A 24,034-nucleotide genomic window follows, 5' to 3' on the forward strand; every position below is an offset into this window, starting at 1 on the left:
GCAACTGGAGCTGTGGTATCGGCAATCATAATGGTTTGGTTTTGTTGGGATGAATTAATACCATCCGAATACGTCCAAGTTACCGTTGTCGAAGTTGTGATTGGGAAAACCGCATTGCTTGTTCCAACAATATTTCCTGCACAATTGTCCGTAGCTGTTGGAGCAGTTAAACTCGCAACCGAACATTGAGCGTTTACAGTTGGCAAGGTCGAAACATCGGCAACTGGAGCTGTGGTATCCGCAATCGTAATGGGTTGATTTTGTTGGGATGAATTTACCCCGTCCGAATACGTCCAAGTTACCGTTGTGGAAGCTGTGATTGGGAAAACTGCATTGGTTGTTGCAACAATACTTCCTGCACAATTGTCCGTAGCTGTTGGAGCGGTTAGATTTGTAACCGAACATTGGGCGTTTATAGTTGGCAAGGTCGAAATAGCGGCAACTGGAGCGGTAGTATCGGCATCATCAATCAATTGTTTTGAATTTCCATCCGAAGCCGTACAACCCAAATAATTAATATTGAAATTGGTATAAATTCCAGCCGTTAAACCGGATAAACTAAATCCGTTGGCGGCAACGGCAATACTTTTTGTGCTTGGCGTTCCGTTTTTAGAATACTGTAAAGAATAACTTCCGTCAGCTAAATTGGTGGTTGTAAAATTAATTTTTCCATCCGTACCCGAACAAGTGGTTGGATTGTTTGTTGTTCCTGCACTAATTGTCGCTTGCGTTGGGTCGGATAGTGTTTTTGAACTTCCATCCGAAGCCGTACAACCCAAATAAATAATCTCGAAATTGGTATAAATTCCAGCCGTTAAACCGGATAAACTAAATCTGTTGGCGGCAACGACAATGCTGACTGTGCTTGGCGTTCCGTTTTTAGAATACTGTAAAGAATAACTTCCGTCAGCTAAATTGGTGGTTGTAAAAGCGATGCTTCCATCCGTACCCAAACAAGTGGTTGGATTGTTTGTTGTGCCTGCACTAATTGTAGCATCACAACCCATTCCTTGAATGGCAAAGCTATAAGTGCCTTCGTCGGCATCATTATTAGTAATACTAACCGTAGCGGTTTTAAGACCTCCTGCCGAAGGATCAAACGTAATGGCAAAAGTGGTACTTCCAGCTGTGTCTATCGAACTGTTTGGCAAAGTTGTAACAGCGAAATCTCCTGCATTTGCTCCGCCGATGCTTACCAAGGGAGTTCCAGATAAATTTAAAAATCCTGCCCCAGTATTTTCGATAGTAAAAGTTCTTGTTATATTGCCTGAAGCGACATCTGTCGAACCAAAATCGGTATGATCGGCAAGAGTTGGTGTGGTATTGTTATTGGCAATAGTTGTGGCATTTCCTGTAATGTTGATTTCTGGGAATGGATTATCAAACGTAAACGCTACTATATGTCCACAAGCCCCACCATTTGGTGTAAATTTGGCATACAGCGTTTGCAAGCCTGCTGGCACATTGGCCGATGTCGTGAATGTATTGGGTGCTACAAATGTTCCTGCTGATATCGTGCCAGCAGCATCGGTAAAAATTCCGTTTATGGTACCGCTAAAACTTGCTCCATACGTAAATATAGGCATTGGACTATTGTTAACGGTAACAAAATCGGTACCGCTAATTGCATTTCCAGTTAATATGCCATAGCTTAAAACGCCTGTATTGCTAAAGCTTCCTGTATTGTTTAGGGTATTGGTTATTGCAATCGAACCTGCATTGGTGGTTGTGCCTGCATTTTCATAATTTCCTACAGTCATTACAATTTTTCCGCAAGCCAAATTGTTAATGGTACTAGTTGTAGCGTTTGAAATACCACCTCCAGTTGTTATGTTTATAGTACCATCATTAACCAGGTTTATTGCATCTGTTTGAGAGTAGCATTTAATAAAATCATTTGCTAGTGTCGGTGTATTTATTGTTCCGTGGTTGGTAATATCAATAGTGCCATATTGGCTATGAAAATTACCATTAAAAACTCCTGTACTTTCGTTAGTAAAGGTGGTATTGCTAGTAATGTTGACAAATCCAATTAGTGTATTCAAATTTATAATTCCTTTATTAGTGATACTATTTGATACATTAGTACTAAAAATTCCGAAATATAAACCTGTATTTCCAGCTCCTATAGTAATAGTTCCTTCATTAAGAAACGAACTGTTTGGACCGTTTAATTTTAAATAACCTTCGTCGTTGTTGCTGTTTATTAAATCCATTGTAGCACCAGCATTTACAGTCAAGGTACTATTTGTTTTAATGTCCACTTGAAAAGCCTTGGCAGTGGTACCATTCAATACCACTGGATCGTTTGTAACATCCTCTATTATAACAAGATTTGTATCCGTTGGTACGCCATTGGGCGACCAGTTGCAAGGATTTGCCCAATCGGAGTTATGGAATCCTTTCCAAGTCATTATTTCGGTTGCATCGGCTACTTGAATACAGCCAGCGTTTCCTGTGCCCTGAATGGCAAAAGTATAAGGATTTTCGTCTAAATCATCACTGGCAATAGTTACGGTTGCAGTTCGCAGGCCTACTGCCGATGGGTCGAAGCTAATTTCAAAATAACGAACACCATTAGTTACCACTGTTGCGGAAGCAGGCATTAGGCTTACCGTAAAATCGCTGGCATTGGCACCGCTAATACTTACTAATGGTGTGCCTGTTAGGGTTAAAGAAAGTGCTCCTGTATTTTCAATATAAAACCTTCTCGAAATTGAGCCAACCGCTTCGTTTACGCTTCTAAAATCCGTAAAATTGGCAAGACTTGGTGTTGTACTTCCGCTGGCAATATAGGTATTGTTACCTATTAGATTGATTTCTCTACAAATCCTATCGCCAGCAATTGTCCAGCCTTTGCCACCGCTGCTAATTGGTTTTACTAGATTATTTCTGTCAAATTCCGAAGCACAAAATCGCAGTCCTAGTGCACCTAAATTTCTGCCTGTAGCAGTACCTGCATTAAAACCCGAAAGTGTAGCATCGTAGTTGGCTACGTCCATACCGCATTTGTCTAGTAGATTATCCAAACTAACCGTAGCATTCAATTTTGTCCCCCAAGCTCCTAGACTTTGATTGAAAGTGGTGGCATTATAAAACATAAAATGCATAAGAGTAACCTTGCTTATATCCCAAGAACTTATATCTTGATTGAAAGCGGTAGCATCTTGAAACATAGCAATCATACTATTTACATTTCCTACATTCCAAGAACTAATGTTTTGGTTAAAAGCTTTGGCTTCCAGAAACATCGAGTCGGCATTGGTAACATTAGCTAGATTCCACGATGCAATATTTCCGTTAAAAAGAGTTGCTCCAGCAAATAAGAAACTTGTTTCTCGAACATTTGTCGTGTCCCAAGTATTCAAATCGGAATTGAATTTTTTACACTCCTGAAACATTTTGTAAAGCGTAGTATTCGGTGCAAATTTTGGTGCATCCGAAAAGTTTCCTATCATATTCTCGCAACCATAAAAGGCGGCATCCATACTATTCCAAATGCCCGATCCCCATTGATTAATTTCTACTAATTTGAGTTTGTCTCCTGTGTTATTAAGATAAATAGAAGGAAAAGTACCTCGAATGGCTACGGTATAAGTACCTACTGTGCCGTAATCGTGGGTTGCATCTCCTGTAATTCCTGTTTCCTCAAAAACACCATCGTTATTCCAATCTACATCATAATTATAAGCACCATAAGTGCTATTAGTAGGAATGCTTATAGAAGTACTATTTGATGAACCCGTATTATCGGTTTTCCAAGTGGTAACAAAAGGAGTTGCTGCTACAGTAGCCGTACCTTGTATAGCAAACGTATAACTGCCTTCGTCGGCATCATCGTTGGCAATAGAAACGGTTGCGGTTCTTGTTCCTGTTGCCGATGGATCGAAAGTAACTACAAAAGTAGTTGTTCCTGTGGTAGCAGCTACTGGCGATGTTGGTTGTGTAGTTATTGTAAAATCGGCTGCATTGCTTCCGCTGATGGTTACTAGTGGTGTTCCGTTTAGGTTTAAAGCACCAACTCCTGTGTTTTCGATAGTAAAAGTTCTTGCGATAGTGCCTGAAGCGACATCTGTTGAACCAAAATCGGTGTGATCGGCAGGTGTTGGTGTGGTATTGTTATTGGCAATAGTTGTGGCATTGCCTGTAATGTTAATTTCGGGTGTACAAGCTGTGCCTGCATCTATAATCGTCCAGCCCTTGCCTCCTGTAGCTGTTGATTGAACCAAATTGGCTCTATCGGCTGCCGAAGCACAGTATTTTAAGTTTGTTGCTCCTAATGTTTTGCCTGTTAGGCTACCAGTATTAAAACCTGTAAGTGTAGCATCGTAGTTGGCTACGTCCATACCGCAGTTGTTTAGCATACTACCCAAATAAACCGTAGTCTTAAATTTTGTCCCCCAAGAGGCTAGACTTTGGTTGAAAGCCGTGGCTCCGGAAAACATTTCAAACATATTGATAACACTGACCACATTCCAAGAAGTAATGTTTTGATTGAAAGCCGTGGCTCCTTTAAACATCTCTCCCATATTGGTAACATTGGCTACATTCCAAGAAGTAATGTTCCCATTGAAAGCTGTGGCTCCAAAAAACATAGAGTTCATATTGGTAACTTTCTTCACATCCCAAGAGTCAATGTTTTGATTGAAAGCTTTGGCATTACCAAACATAGCATTCATATTGTTAACATTGATTACATTCCAAGAATCAATGTTTTGATTGAAAGACGTGGCATTACCAAACATAATATTCATATTGGTAACATTGGATACATCCCAAGAAGTAATGTTTCCATTGAAAGCCGTGGTATTTCGAAACATAGCACTCATATCTGTAACCCCCCTCAAATTGGGTGAATCAATAGCGGTGCTGTTCAAATTAGTACAGCCATAAAAAGCATTAGCCATACTTGTCCAAGCAATGCTTCCCCATTGGTTTATGTTGAGTATTTTGTTTCTATCTCCAGCCGCATTAAAATATATTCTAGGAAAAGTGCCTCGAATGGCTACGGTATAAGTGCCTGCTGTACCATAATCGTGGGTTGCATCTCCTGTAATTCCTGTTTGTTCAAAAACGCCATCGTTGTTCCAATCGACATCATAGTTATAGCCTGTGCCAGAAGTAGGAATCCTTATAGAAGTAAAGTTGGAAGAACCTACACTTAAATTATCGGTTTTCCAGGTGGTAACAAAAGGAGTTGCCGCAATTGTACCTGTACCTTGTATAGCAAACGTATAACTGCCTTCATCGGCATCATCGTTGGCAATAGAAACGGTTGCGGTTCTTGTTCCTGTTGCCGATGGATCGAAAGTAACTACAAAAGTAGTTGTTCCTGTGGTAGCAGCTACTGGCGAAGTAGGTTGGGTGGTTACTGTAAAATCTGCCGCATTGGTTCCGCTGATGGTTACTAGTGGCGTTCCGTTTAGGTTCAAAGCACCTGCTCCTGTGTTTTCGATAGTAAAAGTTCTTGTGATAGTGCCTGAAGCGACATCTGTCGAACCAAAATCGGTATGATCGGCAAGTGTTGGTGTGGCATTGTTATTGGCAATAGTTGTGGCATTGCCTGTAATATTAATTTCGGGTACACAAGTAGCACTCAAGGCATCGCCAGTAATTGTCCAGCCCTTGCCTCCTGTGGCTATTGATTGAACCAAATTGGCTCTATCGGCTACCGAGGCACAGTATTTTAAGTTTGTTGCTCCAAAAGACCTGCCTGTTACAGTACCCGCATTAAAACCTGTAAGTGTGGCATCGTAGTTGGCTACGTCCATACCGCAGTTGTTTAACATACTATTCAAAGTAACCGCAGTATTAAATTTTGTTCCCCAAGGGGCTAGACTTTGATTGAAAGCCGTTGCTCCGGAAAACAGAGATGACATATTGCTAACCTTTCCTATATTCCAAGACCCAATATTTTGATTGAAAGCCGTGGCTCCATAAAACATAAAACCCATATTGGTAACATTTCCTATATCCCAAGACCCAATATTTTGATTAAAAGCCTTGGCCTCAAAGAACATAGAATTCATATTGATAACTTTCCTTACATCCCAAGAACCAATGTTTTGATTAAAAGCCGTGGTTCCATAAAACATACTTGCCATATCCGTAACTTTCGCTACATTCCAAGAGGTAATATTTTGATTGAAAGCTGTGGCAACCAAAAACATACCGCTCATATCCGTAACTTTCCCTACATCCCAAGAACCAATGTTTTGATTGAAAGCCAAAGTTCCAGTAAACATATTACTCATATCGATAACATTAGTAACATTCCAAGAAGTAATGTCTCCATTGAAAGCCTTGGCATTACCAAACATACCACTCATATCGGTAACAGCTCCCACATTCCAAGAGGCAATGTTTTGATTGAAAGCCATAGCATTACCAAACATAGCATTCATATTGGTAACTGTCTCTACATTCCAATAGTCAATGTTTTGATTGAAAGCCGTGGCATTTCGAAACATAAAACTCATATCTGTAACTCCCGACAAATTGGGTGCGTCAATAGCGGTACTGTTCAAATTGGTACAACCAAAAAAGGCTCTGTTCATACTAGTCCAAGCAATGCTTCCCCATTGGTCTATGTTGCGTATTTTGTTTCTATCTCCGTCATTATTGAAATAGATACTAGGAAAAACCCCTCGAATGGCTACGGTATAAGTACCTGCTGTGCCATAATCGTGGGTTGCGTTTCCTGTAATTCCTGTTTCCTCAAAAATGCCATCGTTGTTCCAATCTACATCATAATTATAGGTGTAATTTGCATTAACAGGAATGATTATGGAGGTGGGGCTAGAAGAATTAAAGCTTAAATTATCGGTTTTCCAAGTGGTAACAAAAGGAGTTGCTGCTACAGTAGCTGTACCTTGTATAGCAAACGTATAACTGCCTTCGTCGGCATCATCGTTGGCAATAGAAACGGTTGCGGTTCTTGTTCCTGTTGCCGATGGATCGAAAGTAACTACAAAAGTAGTTGTTCCTGTGGTAGCAGCTACTGGCGATGTTGGTTGGGTGGTTACTGTAAAATCTGCCGCATTGGTTCCGCTGATGGTTACTAGTGGCGTTCCGTTTAGGTTTAAAGCACTAGCTCCTGTATTTTCGATAGTAAAAGTTCTTGCGATAGTGCCTGAAGCGACATCTGTCGAACCAAAATCGGTATGATCGGCAAGTGTTGGTGAGGTATTGTTATTGGCAATCGTTGTGGCATTGCCTGTAATGTTAATTTCGGGTACACAAGCTGTGCCCGCATCTATAATCGTCCAGCCCTTGCCTCCTGTGGCTATTGATTGAACCAAACTGGCTCTGTCGGCTACCGAAGCACAGTATTTTAAGTTTGTTGCTCCTAATGTTTTGCCTGTTATAGTGCCTGCATTAAAACCGGTAAGTGTGGCATCGTAGTTGGCTACATCCATACCGGAGTTGTTTAGCATACTATTCAAAGTAACCGCAATATTAAATTTTGTTCCCCAAGAGGCTAGACTTTGATTGAAAGCCGTAGCATCTTGAAACATTTCAAACATATTGGTAACCTTTCCTATATTCCAAGAAGTAATGTTTTGATTAAAAGCTGTTGCTCCTTGAAACATAGAACCCATATTGGTAACATCGGCTACATCCCAAGAACTAATGTTTTGATTAAAAGCCGTCGCTTCTTTAAACATAGATCTCATATTGGTAACTTTCTTCACATTCCAAGAAGTAATGTTTTGATTAAAAGCTGTTGCTCCTTGAAACATAGATCTCATATTGGTAACTTTCTTCACATCCCAAGAACCAATGTTTTGATTAAAAGCCGTTGCTCCTTCAAACATAGATCTCATATCTGTAACATTCCCTACATTCCAAGAGCCAATGTTTTGATCGAAAGCTTTGGCATTACTAAACATAACACTCATATCAGAAACAGCACCCACATTCCAAGAAGTAATGTTTTGATTGAAAGCCGTAGCTCCAGAAAACATAGCATACATATCGATTACAGAACTAACATCCCAACTATTTATATTTGCAGGACCATTAAGTGCAATACAGTCGGCAAACATAAACCTCATATTGGTAACTGCTGCTAAATTAGGAATATCTGTAGCTGTACTATTCAAATTGTTGCAACCAAAAAAAGCATCTTCCATAGATGTCCAAGCCACAGCACCCCATTGTTTTATATCGGTTAAACGTAGGTTGTCTAAATCATTATTAATGACAATATGCTGAAAATTGGTTTTGTCAATGCTTAAATCGATACTACCATTTGTAGGTAAGCCCGTTATTGTAGCCGATGAGCCTGTAAAAGAACCCGAACCTATTGCACCGCCGCCGCCCACTTCTTGCCAAGTGTAGTGTACAGTACCTGAAGTTTCTATGCCAAAACTAATTTCGTTTGCACCAGTTCCTGTTTTAGACAAATCCCAACGCGTGATGAAAGGATTGCTAGATAAAGTAGCTGTACCTTGTATAGCAAACGTATAACTGCCTTCATCGGCATCATCGTTGGCAATAGAAACGGTTGCTGTGCGTGTGCCTAATGCCGATGGATCGAAAGTAACTACAAAAGTAGTGCTTCCAAAAGCATTTATTGGGCTTGTTGGTTGTGTGGTTACTGTAAAATCGCTCGCATTGCTTCCGCTGATGGTTACTAGTGGCGTTCCGTTTAGATTTAAAGCATCAGCTCCTGTATTTTCAATAGTAAAAGTTCTTGCAATAGTGCCTGAAGCGACATCTGTCGAACCAAAATCGCTATGGTCGGCAAGGGTTGGTGTGGTATTGTTATTGGCAATAGTTGTGGTATTGCCTGTAATGTTAATTTCGGGTACACAAGTAGCACTCAAGGCATCGCCAGTAATAGTCCAACCTTTACCTCCTGTAGCTATTGATTGAACCAAATTGGCTCTATCGGCTACCGAGGCACAGTATTTTAAGTTTGTTGCTCCTAATGTTTTGCCTGTTATAGTACCTGCATTAAAACCAGTTAGTGTGGCATCGTAGTTGGCTACGTCCATACCGCAATTGTTTAGCATACTATTCAAAATAACCGCAGTATTAAATTTTGTTCCCCAAGGGGCTAGACTTTGATTGAAAGCCGTAGCTTCATAAAACATAAAACCCATCTTCTCAACAGCCCCCACATTCCAAGAACCAATGTTTTGATTGAAAGCGGTGGCTCCATAAAACATACTTTTCATATCGGTAACATTGGATACATCCCAAGAATTAAGGTTTTGATTGAAAGCCGTGGCTCTATAAAACATCTCAGCCATATTAATAACTTTCCCTACATTCCAAGAGCCAATGTTTTGGTTGAAAGCCTTTGTTTCAGAAAACATAAAGCTCATATCGGTAACATTCGCAACGTTCCAAGAGCCAATGTTTTGATTGAAAGCTGTGGCTCCAGAAAACATAAAACTCATACTGTTAACTTTCTCTACATTCCAAGAACCAATGTTTTGATTGAAAGCGGTGGTATTTCGAAGCATATTATTCATACTGGTAACTTTCTCTACATTCCAAGAGCCAATGTTTTGATTGAAAGCCGTAGCTCCAGTAAACATACTGCTCATATCCGTAACTTTTGCTACATTCCAAGAGCTAATGTTACCATTGAAAGCTGTGGCAGTATTAAACATATCACTCATATTGATAACATTGGCTACATTCCAAGAATTAATATCTTGATTGAAAGCCGTAGCTCCAGTAAACATACCATACATATCGGTAACAGTCTCCACATTCCAAGAATCAATATTTTGATTGAAAGCGGTGGCATTTCGAAACATATAACCCATATCTGTAACCCCCGACAAATTGGGTGCATCTATAGCGGTACTGTTCAAATTGGTACAACCATAAAAGGCTCTATTCATACTAGTCCAAGCAATGTTACCCCATTGGTCTATGTTGCGTATTTTGTTTCTATCACCGCCTCCAGCAAAATAAATTCTAGGAAAAGTGCCTCGAATGGCTACGGTATAAGTGCCTGCTGTGCCGTAATCGTGGGTTACGCTGCTTGTAATTCCTGTTTGTTCAAAAAAGCCGTCGTTATTCCAGTCCACATCATAGTTATAGCCTGTGCCAGTAGTAGGAATCCTTATCGATGTAGCGTTAGTAGAACCTGTACTCAAATTATCGGTTTTCCAGGTGGTAATAAATGATTTAAAGTTATTGTATATAAAAGGCACTACATAACTACAGCTTCCTCCGCTAGGGGTGATTTTGGCATACAATGTTTGCGAAACAGTAGGCAATGCTCCCAAGGGTACAAAAGTATTAGGAGCCGTAAATGTCCCTGCCGATGTCGTAGCGGTGGCATTGCTAAAAATACCATCGATGGTGCCATTAAATATACCGCCATAGGTAAAAATAGGCGTTTGTGCATTATTAACAAGTACAGAACCACCGCCAGCATTGTTAATAGTACCTGTTTTGCTACCATAATTTAAAATGCCATTGTTGGTAAATGTGCCTGTATTGGTTAAAGCATTGGTTATTTGAATAAGTCCTGCGTTGGTGGTTGTACCCCCATTTTCATAATCTCCAGCAGTCATTATAATTTTTCCGCAAGCTAAGTTGGAAATTGTACCCCCAGTTACATTAGAAATTCCCGATCCAGCGGTAAGATTGATTGTTCCGCTATTAACAACTGAATAGCCAGTGTAACCCGGTATGAAATTAATCCCTATTCCTGTTGTATTGAAAGTTATTGTTCCCGAATTGGTAAAAGTTTGGTTGTTGTTGTAAAGAATTAGTCCTTGCGGGCTATTAACAACCGTTGTTCCATTATTTGTAAATGTTGCATTAGCTCTATTCAAATTTAGACCATAATTGTTAGAACTAATGGTTAAATTACCATTATTTGTTAGGGTTGCATTAGGATAAATACCAATGCCATCTATAGCACTAGCACTTGGAGATGTTTCGGTTATAGTTAAATTTCCGGTGCTACTTATTGTTAAAATAGATGCGGTATTTAGAAAAATATTTTTGGCAACGGCAGTAGTTGATACAATAGGGTCGTTGGCTACATTATCTATGATTATTGGGTTGGTCGCCGTTGGCACACCATTAGGTGTCCAGTTGCAAGGATTACTCCAGTCAGTGTTTGCAATTCCGTTCCAAGTCATATTATCGGTAGCGGTGGCAACTTGTGTGCAAACACCTGTACCTGTGCCTTGTATAGCAAACGTATAAGGGTTCTCGTTGGTATCCGTATTGGCAATAGAAATAGTTGCAGTACGCAAGCCTACTGTTGGTGGATCAAAAGTAACCACAAAAGTAGTTGTTCCTGTGGTAGGAGCTATTGGAGAACTAGGCTGGGTTGTTATTGTAAAATCTCCTGCATTTGCACCAGTAATAGCTACTTTTGGAGTGCCCGATAAGTTCAAAGGAGCAATTGCTGTATTTTCGATAGTAAAAGTTCGTGCAATAGTACCCGAAGTAAAAGCTATCGAACCAAAATCGGTGTGGTTGGTAGTAGTTGGGTTGTTGTCATTATGTAGAATCGTGTTGCCATTTCCTTTAATGTTGATTTCCGAAACGCATCCACTGCTAACATTGTCGCCAGTAATAGACCAACCCTTGCCTCCGCTAGTTGTGGGCAAAATAAGATTGGTTCTTTCTGCCGTTGCAGCACAATATTGTAATCCAGATGCACCCAAGGATTTGCCAGTAACGCTGCCCGATTGAAAACCAATTAAGGTAGCATCATAATTGGCAAGGTTAAGACCACTTACGTCTAATAAATTGGCGATACTAACATTGGTATTAAACTTGCTTCCCCAAGCGGCCAAACTTTGATTAAAATCGGTCGCTTCTTTTAGCATCGTATTCATATCTGTAACCGCCGCAATATTCCAACCACCAATATTTTGATTAAAAGCACTTGCTTTGGTAAACATAGAACTCATATTGGTAACCGCAGACACATTCCAATTGCTTATATCTTGATTGAAAGCTGTAGCTTGATAAAACATATCTTTCATACTGCTTACATTGGCTACATTCCAACTATTGATATTGGCAGGAGCATTCAACTTACTGCAATTGTTAAACATACTTTCCATAGAGGTTACGCTGCTCAAATTTGGAATGTCTGCTGCCGAAATAGTCAAATTGCTACAGCCATAAAAAGCAGCTTGCATCGATGTCCAGGCTACACCGCCCCATTGTTTTATATCTGCTAACCGCAGTTTGCTTGTGCCATTAGAGATTGCTATTTGTCTAAAATTGGTTTTATCAATGCTCAAATCGATAATGGCGTATGTAGGCAAACCCGTAATTACAGCCGACGAACCCGAAAACATACCCGAACCAGTTGCACCACCGCCACCTACTTGTTGCCAGGTGTAATGCACGTTGCCCACGGTAGATGCACCAAAACTAATTTCGTTTGTACCAGACCCTGCTTTAGACAAATCCCAACGCGTGATGAAAGGATTGCTAGATAAAGTAGCTGTTCCTTGAATAGCAAATGTATAGAGGTTTTCGTCCGTATCATTATTGGCAATAGAAACGGTTGCGGTTCGGGTTCCTGCTGCCGATGGATCGAAAGTAACTATAAAAGTTGTGCTTCCCGAGGTGTTTATCGGGCTTGTAGGTTGGGTTGTTACTGTAAAATCGGCTGCATTGGTTCCGCTGATGGCTACTTTTGGAGTGCCGGTTAGGCTTAAACCTATAACCCCTGTGTTTTCAATTGTAAAAGTACGTGCTTGCGTTCCTGATGCTAGATCTACAGAACCAAAATCGGTATGGTCGGCGGCACTCGGAGTTGCATCTCCACTCACAATCGAAACGCTGTTGCCTTTCAGGTTAATTTCGGGTAGGCAAGCGTTCGAATTAATATAATAATGCGGTGTGCAATTTACTCTTCGATCAATAAAAGTTTGTCCAAAAGGGTAGGCTTTGCCTATTCCGCCAGCAATACTCATATAGGCGTCTGATGCCAAAGTGGTATAAGTGCCATTGGTGTAGCGCACTCCGGCAGGTATAATAGGATTATTGTTTGTAATATAAAATGCGTAAGTGGTATTGGCAGGAATAGGAATACTCAAAGCCAAAGGAATGGGTGTTGATTGATTTGTTCCTAAACTAGTTGCAGATGCACTTCCGGCAAGAGTCCAGGCCGCACCATTAGATTCTGACCCAACATAAGTACCCGATTTGTAATATATTTCAAAAATACCCGTGTTAGTACCAATCAAATTCATATCAAAACTGGTAATTGTAATTGGTGTAGCACCCGTTACAATATTGAACATAACTCCTTTATTCGAGTTGTCGCTATTATAAGGTGTTGCCAACGACAAGCATTGCGCCTGCATTTGTGCCAAAGCAACCAAAAGGAATAATAAGATGTAAAGTTTTTTCATATACGAGTATTTATAGTTGGGTATGGTATGTCTTTTTATTTTTTTGCATAATTACAGTTTCCAAAAACTTTTTTATTGTACAAATGTTCTAAAACCTAAAAAAACTAGTATAAGAACATTTTATTGGCTTGCCCTTGGTATTTTGTTCAGAAAAACCGTTGTTAATTGTTTCTTTAGCCTGTCAGGGTTTTGAACCCTGACAGGCTAAACGGTCTGAATTCTGGTTACAAAATTGCATCAAAACAAGAAGCAAGTGTTATCTCAAAATGGACTTTCTGTTCCTCATTTTGGACAAATTGGGTTGTCCTTGCCCCACCACGCCGAAGGAGGTCTAGTCAAGACAGGATTTTGTGGCAAAACAACAATGGTATTTTCCTGTTTGCTTCTAGATTATTCTACTACAATTTTTTTGACTGTATGCGTTCCTTCGCTTTCCAAAAAGAGGTAGTACATCCCTTTTGAGAATGCTTCCATATTGAGGGTGTTGGATTGGGTTGCGGATGTAAATTTTGTTGTTTTCAAAAGTTTTCCTGAGGCATCATAAAGCGTTGCTTTTTCTAAAACAATATGGTCGATATGCAATTCGCCTTGGGTTGGATTGGGGTAGAGGCTCATTTTTTCGAAAACAGTTTCTGGTACTCCTAAATTAGAACAGGCGGTGTTGTAGGTTGCCGTAGCATCTTTTTGGGTACTCCAATTAGTGTTGGAATACGCCGCATCATCTACTTGAATGCAGCTTAAATTGGAGTTTTTGGTGGCGTCAAAGTAGGTAAGTATGGTGTTGTTTCCGTTTTTTATATTTAAACTGCTTAACAAATTAGAATTACAATATAATGCAATTAAAGCGGTGTTTTTAGAAACGTTTAAATTACTTAATTTGTTATTGGGGCAATAAAAATTCTCTAAACTGGTGTTTTTAGAGAGATCCAAAGCCGTCAATTCATTGCCTTCACAGTTAAATGTAATTAAACTGGTGTTTTTAGTAACATCTAATGCAGTTAATTTATTTATATAACAATCCAGAACGGTCAAAGCAGTGTTTTTAGAAACATCTAAAGTAGTCAATTGATTGGAAAAGCAATGTAACTTGTTGAGTTTAGTATTTGTTGTAATGTTTAAACTGGTTAATTTATTTTGGCTACAGGATAATATGGTCAAGTCGATGTTTTTAGAAACATCCAAAGTTGTCAATTGATTAGAAAAGCAATAAAACTTGTTGAGTTTGGTATTTGTTGCAATGTTTAAACTGGTTAATTTATTTTCGTTACAGGATAATATCGTCAAAGCGGTGTTTTTAGAAACATCCAAAGTTGCTAATTGATTGGTGTCGCAAGAAAAATTAAGCAAAGCGGTGTTTTTAGAAACATCCAAAGTTGTCAATTGATTGGAAAAGCAATAAAACGTGTTGAGTTTAGTATTTGTTGCAATGTTTAAACTGGTTAATTTATTTTGGCTACAGGATAATAAGTTCAAATCGATGTTTTTAGAAACATCCAAAGTTGTCAATTGATTGGAAAAACAATAAAATTTATTGAGTTTGGTATTTGTTGCGATGTTTAAACTGGTTAATTTATTTTCGTTACAGGATAATATCGTCAAAGCGGTATTTTTAGAAATATCTAAAGTTGTTAATTGATTGGTGTCGCAAGAAAAATCAAGCAAAGCAGTATTTTTAGAAACATCCAAAGTAGTTAATTTATTATTATAACAATACAAAGTTTTAAGAGACACAAACCCCTCAATACCCGCTAAATTAGTTATAGAACTGGAGGAAACATCCAATGCTGTTATAGTGTTAATTTTTGTGGTCAAAACCTGTCCGTCAGCAACCCCTAAATCAATGCCCAAGGCAATCAATTTGTTTTCAAAATTAATATCGGGAATAGCGGTGTATTGTGCAAAACCAAGTAAGGAGGATAGAAAAAAGAGTACAGATAATTTCATAAATATTTTTGTTTTTTAATCGCGACAAAATTCGGTCAAAAAACAAGGTATTGCTTTCCTCAAAATGGACTTTCTGTTCCTTTTTTTGGACAGAATGGGAATTGGAGGGCTTATTTTGCGGGTTTTTTGTAAAATTTATGGATGTCCAGAAATAGATAATAGATTTGACAACTTGTAAGAAGTTGCCAAATCTATTTTTTTGAATTTCATTAATTAGACAAAAAATAAAACCAATTATTTGTGATTTACATTACTTGCAATTAAGGTTGTGGTAATCTCGTATTCTATATGATCTAAACCATCCTTATAATCAATAATGTAAATTTTAGATGAATTGATTGACACAAAGTCTGAAATATTTATTTTAATAGGGTTTTTAGTTATTTCGTCACTACCGTTTAATCCATTTCCATCATCATCATAAAGCTTAATTTCTATAGTATTGTCAAACCAAATAGATCGTCCGCAATTCCAAGTATAGCCTTCTTTTACAGACATATAGTCGTATGTTGGATAGCGATATGGAGTGATTGTTTCATCGGCTTTGAATGTAAAATAAATCTCATTCTCATTTCCTCCACCATCATTTTTTGGATGAATACATTTTATGGATTCTATAATCAATAAATTGTTTTTTACGGGTTGATAAGTTCGACTAAATCCCTCTAAATATTGAGAATCTAGAACAATAGTGTAACTCTCTTGCTCGTTCACTCCATTTTCTTCACGAGCACCTATCTCTGCTGTAACTCCTAATGTTTTATTAGAACCTCTTTTTGCATAAACTATTTTTGTGGCAATTTCTGAAGCAAATCCTAATTCAACTTCTGTGGCTAGTGAAAAACCTCCTAAATCGGCAGGAGCATTAGACCAAAGTCCAAAATGCACACCTAAAAGGACTCCTTCGTCTATTCCTTCGGTTAGTTCAACCGAAATAAACTCGGAAGAAGATACTCCTTTGTTAATTCCTACTCCTATTGCTAGACCTATTGTTGCTGTAAAACCAAAAACCAATTCGGCTTCAATATTAAGACCAATAGAAAAACTACCTGCATCTAGCCCAGTGATGTCTAATAATTTTTTAAGTGAATCAAACACTTTATTGTCAAATATTGATTTTAGTTTTTGTTGAATTCCAAGCAAGTTAGATTCACTAATTAAGAGGTTTAACTCCAGACCATCGGCTGACGCTTGATAGGCTTTCCAAGCTTTAAAGGCTTCAATAAACAGCTCTTTCTCGGTTATAGTTATAGTATTGTTTTGTCTAAATACCTGTCCTAAAGGTTGTTTTGTTTTATCGTAATTTTCTATAAAAGGAGCCAAATCGGCTATTAATTGTTTGTTCATTGGATAGTATTTTTTAAATTATTAAATGATTTTTTATTTGTTGTAAGTGTACTCAATACTGTAATTTTGACCATTAAGATTGCTTAGCCTAACTTGTCCCGATCCCGATCCAGGTCTAAAATCATAGCTTTGTAAATAAGTATCATTGATATACAAATTTGTTTCATCTTTATCCCACAAGGTTACAAGTGCCTCGTAATCAAAATATATTGTCAGTGGGATTTGGCTTCCATTAGGGTCTAATAATACAGGAACCCAAGTATTGCCACTTTTCATGGATTCGGAGTCGTCTCTGTTTTTAGGTATCCTAAAAGTAACTCCTGCATCACTTTGGTATTTTAAATAGACTTCGTCGTGTCCAATTTCTGAAGCAGAATTACACGTAATTTTGTTAATTGTAACAGAATGTTTTTTCATTTGTTGGTGTTTTAATTAATTATTTATATTTAATTAGATTCGTAATCAATCGATTTTTGATTACGAATAGCCTTACAAATTTATAAGAAAACCTTCCCAATGTTATTCTCCAAAAAATACTTTCTATTCCTCATTTTGACAAAAAAAGCGACTGTCTCAAATTGAAATAGCCGCTTTTTTTAAATAATTATTATTTCGTTCCTTGTTTTAAACTTTTTATTCCTCAAAACAAATTTTTTGTACTAATTAATAGTTTTTTAAAACTAATACGTTCATTATTAATGAATTTTATAGTTAATATAGCTTCCTGAAAAATCAATCGTTCTAATTTGCGTAGAACAAAACATTTATATTTTGTTACTTTTTTTAGAGTCATTGGTTTGTTCCTCGTAAAGATGGAAATTATCAGTTGTCTAAATTATAGCTACCGCCACTCTGAAGCCGTCTTCCCAAACTTCTCCTGAAATACTTTAGAGAAATACGGCAGACTCTCAAAGCCCACTTCGAATGCAATTTGTGAGACGGTTTTGTTACCTTTTTTGAGCATTTCAGAAGCTTTCTCTAAACGATAGTTTCTTACAAACTCGTTAGTAGTTTGGTTGGTAATGGCTTTTAATTTTCTACGCAATTGCACAGAAGTCAGCTTCATTTCTCTGGCAAAAGTAGCGGCGTCAAATTCGCTCTGATCCAGATAGTTGTCGATAATAGTTTGTGCTTTTTCGATAAACAAATCCTCTATTGTGGGTTCGGGCACTATGACTATTTCGGGATTAATTACAATGCTTTGGGTGGTATATTTCTCTCGCAATAATTGTCTTTGCTGAACTAAATTGTTGACCCTCAAGATTAGTTCTTCTTTATTAAAAGGTTTTGATAAATAATCATCGGCACCCTGTTGTAGCCCCATTAATTTATCGTCTACAGTTGCTTTTGCCGTAAGTAAAATTACAGGAATATGGCTAATTCTTTCATCATTTTTAAGTTTATAGCAAAAAAACAATCCATCTAATTTTGGCATCATCAAATCAGAAATTATAATGTCTGGAACAAATTCAATTGCTTTTATTAATCCTTCTTCACCATCTGCTGCCATAATCAATTGGTATTGGTTTTCGAAAATAGAAGCTATATAAAAACGCAAATCCGGATTATCTTCTATGATGAGCATAATTTTTGCATCATCATTATTATTTTGCTGATTTTCTGAATCTGGTTTGCCTATTTCAAAATGGGGTAGTAAATTAGTGCTTACTTTGTAAGTATGCACATAATTTGTAGGTGTGTCTAAATGTTCGTAGGGCAAGTTTAAGGAAAAACGAGTACCTTTATTCACTTTGCTCTCTACCTTAATAGTTCCTTTTAATACATCCATCAATTCTTTTACAAGTGCCAGACCAATACCTGTTCCTTCATGTAAACGTTGATTAGAATCATCAATCTGATAAAATCTATTAAAGATATAGGGTAATCTTTCCTGAGGTATTCCAATGCCTGAATCTTCGATGATTATTTCTAGACTGCGCTCAGTTTTGTGTTTGTTCATTGATGAAAAGCTAAAAGTATCAAACAGAATCGTTACTGTAATCCTTCCATTTTTTGGTGTGAATTTAAAAGCATTTGATAGTAAGTTGACAATTATTTTTTCTAGTTTGTCCAAATCGAAATAACCGAACTCTTGTTTTTGGCTTATAGATAGATTAAAAACAATACTTTTATCTTGTGCTAACGATTCGAAAGATCCTATTAGTTGCTGTAAAAATAAAACGACATCTGCTTTTTCTCTTTGAATCCCCATCTCTCCAGCTTCGAGTTTTGAGATTTCGAGTATTTGATTGATCAAATTTTGCAATCTGCTTAAGTTACGCTGCATTATTTTCAGAATACTTTCGTTAGGGTATTTCTTTTGCAAATCGTCAACAGGACCTACCAATAAGGTAAGTGGAGTGCGGAATTCATGGGAAATGTTGGTGAAAAATCTTGTTTTTAAGTCATCAAGTTCTTGAAGTTGCTTGTTTTGTAATTGTTTTAGTTGTAATTGTTTCTCCGAAAATACTTTTTTCTGTTCTGATTTTTTAATGATTCTACCTAAGAAAAATATAAAAACAATGATTTCAATGGTAAAAAGAGCATATGATAAGCCGTAAAATGGGAAATACTCTATCCATCCGGTAAGTGGAAAATAGAGTAGAGTGGTGCCAATTAATCCTAAAATGATTGGTATTGCATAATAAATGTCAATCAGCATTTTTTTGTAAAGACAATAGATAATTAAAACAAGAAAATAAATACAAGATAAAACGACATTATAAATTCCTCCTTTGAGCCAATACCATTGATAATCAAAAAAAGTCATAACATTCAGAAATAACGAAACGAAAATTGAAATTAAAATAAATCGTTTCACCGAACTTGATATTTTTTTAATGTCCACAGCATACAATAGAAAAATGGCAACACCAGTTGAGAAATTACTGTAACATAAAAAATTTATTTTGACTGCTAGTTCCGGATTGTTTGTAAATAAAGGACCTGCTATATTAGTATACCCCCAATAAGCTAAAGTTTTAAAAACAATAATTACTGAATATAACCTAAAATCCAATTCTTTAATTACAAAAAAGCTAAGAGTGAAAATTAAAAAAAGTCTAAAAATAATTAACCCATTTAACAAGCCTTGGGTAGTACAATTATCAATACGAGAAAAATAATAAGCCTGTTTTGAATAAAGCCGTACCATTGCAAAATGTCCCCGTTTGCTACTAACTTTTATAAAAATACTTTTAGATTGGTTGGATTCTAATGTAATAGGGAATTTAGGGTATTCGTCTATCAATGTTTTCTCTCTCTCAGATGTAATAATTTTTTGTGTTTTATGAAAATATTTTTTTTGGGAAGAATTAGAAATATAAAAATCAAGTTGTTCCACTAATGGGTTCGCCCATAGTAAAAATAACTCTTGTCTATGTGTCGAAGAGTTGTTCTTAATTTTAAATTTTATCCAATAAACAGCATTAGAAAAAGGAAAACTAAGATATTCTTTTTTTGTTTTAGTGAAAATTTGTTTTTGAACCTCTCTTAAACCTAAACTGGCTGTTGAATCTTTAAATGTTGATACAGAATTAGTTAAGTTATATGGGTATTTTTGGCCTTCTTTTAGGCTTATTGTTTGGGCATAATTTTGGTTTGTAACTATAGAAAATAATATGACAAAATAAATTCTATTTAAAAATATAAACTTTGTCATTTTAACGTTTTTTTGTTTTCAAGAGCTTTATATTTAATGGATTGCGAATGTAATGAATTATATTTTTCTGGCAAAAACAATGTACTGTTTAGGTAAAGTAAGGTTTGGTTTTATAAAAAAGCACAATGATACTTTAAAAAGAAAAGCTAATTTATCGTCTTAACATTATAAATAAAAAAATAATCTCTTATATATTTTGTAAGAAAAAAAACTTATTTTTTCATTTTTTTAGGAGAGTAGAATAATACAAAATGCTAAACATAATCTTGGTGTAAAAAGTAGCCTAGCTTTATAATAATATTTATTAAGAAAAGACAAGCGAACATATGAATATTATTAGAGTATTTCTATTTTATATATTGTTAGAGCATATTTATAAAACGTCAAAAATAAATATTTAGGATTATTTCTGGTTACAAAAAATGATTTTTAAATGCTAATCCTGATTTTCTCTATAGAATCATAATCAAATATAATTTTGTATGGATTTCAAAAGTAATTTTTTTGTTCAGAAAAAGATGTTTTTGAATTAATTTAGGTTGATAGTTAATGGATTTACTCAATTGTAGCTAAATACAAATGAGGTTAGCTTTTTAATAAATATTTGAAGCGTAACTCAGTGTAACTGCATTGTTCTTGAAAATATTTTTTTGATGCCACTTATATATAGGCTGTTTCTAATCTTTGATTTTTAGTTTTTCATTTTTTTATTCGATAGGATCTCTTCTAATTAAGATACTTTTTTCTGAAAAGGAATATCTTGTAGCTTTATTACAGACAGTGGAAAAATCAGTCTTTATAGAACTAGCCAATAATCAGGAAAAAAGCAAGTGCCAATTGGTATTTATCGGAAAAGAATTGGAAATGAAAACCATAGAACGAATCCTTAAACCTGCTATTTTAAAAATAGATAAAACTAAAATGAAGAAAATAAAAATTAGAATTCTTACTGTGTCAGACCCCGCCAGCAAAGATGTTTACGAAGACCTATCTGGGGAGGAAATCAGGAAAGTTGTTGATAATTACACTTTTGATAATTGTGACTTTCGTTATTGTTTAGTGCCCGATGAAGGAGACTTAATACTCGAAAAATTAATAGTACTATCCGATGACGAAAACTATAGTCTGATTTTTACCACCGGAGTCAAAGGGCCTGCATTGCGTGACATTAGACCCGAAGCCACCGAAAAAGCCTGCCAGAAAATGCTCTCGGTTTTGGCGAACTGATGGGAAAAGAAAGTTTGTATCATGTGCCTACCGCCATTTTATCACTACATAAAGTGGGTATTAGAGACCAAAACTTAATTGTAAATCTACCTTTAAAGCCCAGTACCATAGAGCCTTGCCTAAAGCTATTTTTGAAGTAATTCAATATTGTATCGATTTGTTCGAGTAAAAGTAAAACAATGACAACTACCATTTGCAGAGAAGCCCATTTTAATGCCTGTCACGAATGCACAGTCTCAATTGGTCTGACCCAAAAAACAAAGAAATATTCGGAATATGCAACAACGCTATTATCACGGACATAACTTTAGGCTTATTGTAAAAATAACAGGAGAAATTAATCCCGAAACAGGTTATGTAATGGATATGAAAGTCTTGGGAACTATTATAAAAAACGAAATCGAAACCCGTTTTGACCATAAAAACCTAAACCTTGATTGTCCCGAATTCAAAGACAAAATAGCCTCTACCGAAAATTTTGCATGGGTAATTTATGGTATCGTGAAACCCTTGCTTCCACAAGAAAATCAATTGGCGATTACGCTTTATGAAACGGATAAGAATTATGTGGAGATTGGGGAGTAACAGGAATTTATGAAAAACATAACCCAGCTAAAAAAAAATCATCTATTCGTTGCCAACACAACGGTAAAATAAAATGATAAAGTGTAAAACTGGGTTATATTGGATAACTTTTAAAATATACTGACTTATAAAATATACTGACTTATGCAAATTATAATGCTAGAACATCATTTTTATACCATTTGAACAATTCAAGCACTAATAAAACATTAGAAACTAAAACAAAACCGAGTAAACCAATTTGCGATAAATCGGATAAACTTTCGATAGCTGTAGAAATAAAGTGAAAACCATTCAATAGGCAAAATAAACTGGCATAAAGCAACGAGATTATTTTAAAAACTTTATGGTTTAAATAGAGTGTCAAAAGACTAAAAAATAATGGCACTATGTTTACTAACAAAGTGAAATAGTGCAAAGAATATGGCATATTACCTGTTGCTCCTGCTATTTTGATTTCTTCTCCAAAAAACAATCCTCGAAGTTCGTATTGTGTATGAAAATTGAGACCTAGGACTATTAATGCCCAAAAGAAACTGATTTTCATGGTGTTATTGTTATTCATTTTGATATTTTTTAATTGGCTAATTTTTATTTTGAAAAAGTGTCTGTAAATAAAAAGGGATACTAAAAAAGTATCCCAAATCATAGTTATTATAATTTTGCGAAACCACAAATACTGCCACCTTCAGAAACCTGAAAAGATTGGGTTGCAGTTGTGCCGTTTACTTTAAAGAAACCATTTATTTTTTGGGTTTTGTTTTCGACCATCAAATAAATTTGTTTGTCTATTTCTACAATTGCATTAGCATTTCCGTTGAATGATACAATGGGTGTACCTGTAATTTTTTGAACCGTCTTTGTGTTTACATCAATAGTGCTATATTCCCAAATTTCGCCACCAATATTCGAGAAATCAGGTTTTATACCTTCGTTTGGAATACGAGTATAAATCTTACCATTGCGAACTAAAATGTTATGAAAGAATCCATTTTTGGTAATATCATCCATTTTTACAATCCAATTAGCATCGATTTCTGTTTCTCCTTTTTTGATACGGTGTAAGCTAGATCCACCTGACCCAATACCAGCCATATCGCAGAAATAAAGATGACCATCATCGCCTAAATCCCACATTGGATTCTCAAAAAACCAACCCGTTTGTACAATTTTGTTGCCAGTGTCGAAAGTTATTGTTTTATCCAGATTTCCAGTGGCAATATCAATCACTGCCAATCGAATAATACCGTCTTTAGAATCAAGATAACCTTTTCTGGCAGTTGTACCATAGTGAATATTGGCATAAAGTTTTCCTTCTTTTACCATCATCATAGTTTGACCAAGGCTAACAAATTCTTTAGTGGCATCTTGAAGTTTAGCAGTAAAATCAAACTCTCCTGTACGTTGCATTGTGGTTGGATTGAATTTTTGAATTTTTAGTAATCCGAGTGCTGGGTCAAAATAAAAACCCGTTGTTTCGTTTACAATTACGTGTTGGCCAGACCCAAAAATACTTTTGTCGGTTGCAATATAACCTTCTTCTTTAAAGGTTTGAGTAGTAGCATCTACACTATATTTTGTGATACCTCTTTCGCCTGATGCGTTATGAAATCTATAAATATATTTTCCAAATTGGCGAATACCTACCAGCCATTGTGCTTGTTTTGAAGTCCCTTTTACATTTGAGATTGTACCACTGGGCATTGTAGAACCAAATGAAGTTATATAGCCTGAATATGGAGATGTGATTAAGGCAGAAACAACTACAAAATTGGAAGTATCTGCTGTTGTGGCTTGATCATCGTCTTTACTACAAGCTGAAAATAGAATAAGACTTGCTAGGCAAGCGATTGAAAATTTAAGAATTGTTTTTTTCATTATTTGATTATTGATTGTTATAAAATAT

The 24,034-nt window shown here is 36.4% G+C and carries 9 protein-coding genes; 2 read left to right on the forward strand and 7 right to left on the reverse strand.

The annotated features are described in order from the left end of the window. The 5 genes from JE46_RS21990 to JE46_RS22010 all read right to left on the reverse strand — a co-directional run. A partial coding sequence (locus JE46_RS21990; RefSeq protein WP_157505977.1) for a BspA family leucine-rich repeat surface protein occupies positions 1 to 13,364 on the reverse strand: 13,364 nt, incomplete at its 3' end. A 390-nt stretch (positions 13,365 to 13,754) separates the two neighbouring features. After that, entirely contained in the window at positions 13,755 to 15,308 is a 1,554-nt protein-coding gene (locus JE46_RS21995; protein WP_051872981.1) for a T9SS type A sorting domain-containing protein, read from the reverse strand. Positions 15,309 to 15,542: 234 nt separating this feature from the next. Further along, complete coding sequence (locus JE46_RS22000; protein WP_031457450.1) at positions 15,543 to 16,655, reverse strand: hypothetical protein; 1,113 nt, start codon at positions 16,653 to 16,655, stop codon at positions 15,543 to 15,545. Between the two features lie 33 nt (positions 16,656 to 16,688). After that, a complete protein-coding gene (locus JE46_RS22005; RefSeq protein WP_031457451.1) occupies positions 16,689 to 17,072 on the reverse strand; it encodes a hypothetical protein in 384 nt (127 codons plus the stop codon). A gap of 424 nt (positions 17,073 to 17,496) precedes the next feature. Continuing rightward, complete coding sequence (locus tag JE46_RS22010; protein ID WP_051872982.1) at positions 17,497 to 20,316, reverse strand: ATP-binding protein; 2,820 nt, start codon at positions 20,314 to 20,316, stop codon at positions 17,497 to 17,499. A gap of 780 nt (positions 20,317 to 21,096) precedes the next feature. On the opposite strand from JE46_RS22010, the gene JE46_RS24415 reads away from it, so the two are divergent. Both JE46_RS24415 and JE46_RS22020 read left to right on the forward strand, forming a co-directional pair. Then, the gene (locus JE46_RS24415; protein ID WP_209445167.1) at positions 21,097 to 21,543 is read left to right on the forward strand and encodes a molybdopterin-binding protein; all 447 of its coding nucleotides are present in this window, start codon (positions 21,097 to 21,099) and stop codon (positions 21,541 to 21,543) included. Between the two features lie 276 nt (positions 21,544 to 21,819). Next, on the forward strand, positions 21,820 to 22,128 hold the full coding sequence (locus JE46_RS22020) for a 6-pyruvoyl trahydropterin synthase family protein (RefSeq protein ID WP_317041415.1): 309 nt from the start codon (positions 21,820 to 21,822) through the stop codon (positions 22,126 to 22,128). 151 nt (positions 22,129 to 22,279) lie between these two features. Here JE46_RS22020 and JE46_RS22025 read toward each other — a convergent pair whose 3' ends face one another. Continuing rightward, positions 22,280 to 22,693: a hypothetical protein gene (locus tag JE46_RS22025; protein WP_157505978.1), complete on the reverse strand. Its 414-nt coding sequence runs from the start codon at positions 22,691 to 22,693 to the stop codon at positions 22,280 to 22,282. 89 nt (positions 22,694 to 22,782) lie between these two features. Beyond that, positions 22,783 to 24,006, reverse strand: a complete 1,224-nt coding sequence (locus JE46_RS22030) for a hypothetical protein (RefSeq protein WP_157505979.1) — start codon at positions 24,004 to 24,006, stop codon at positions 22,783 to 22,785. Positions 24,007 to 24,034 lie beyond the last annotated feature (28 nt).

Origin of the sequence: Flavobacterium chungangense LMG 26729 (genome assembly GCF_000735715.2) — a bacterium.
Lineage (GTDB): Bacteria > Bacteroidota > Bacteroidia > Flavobacteriales > Flavobacteriaceae > Flavobacterium > Flavobacterium chungangense.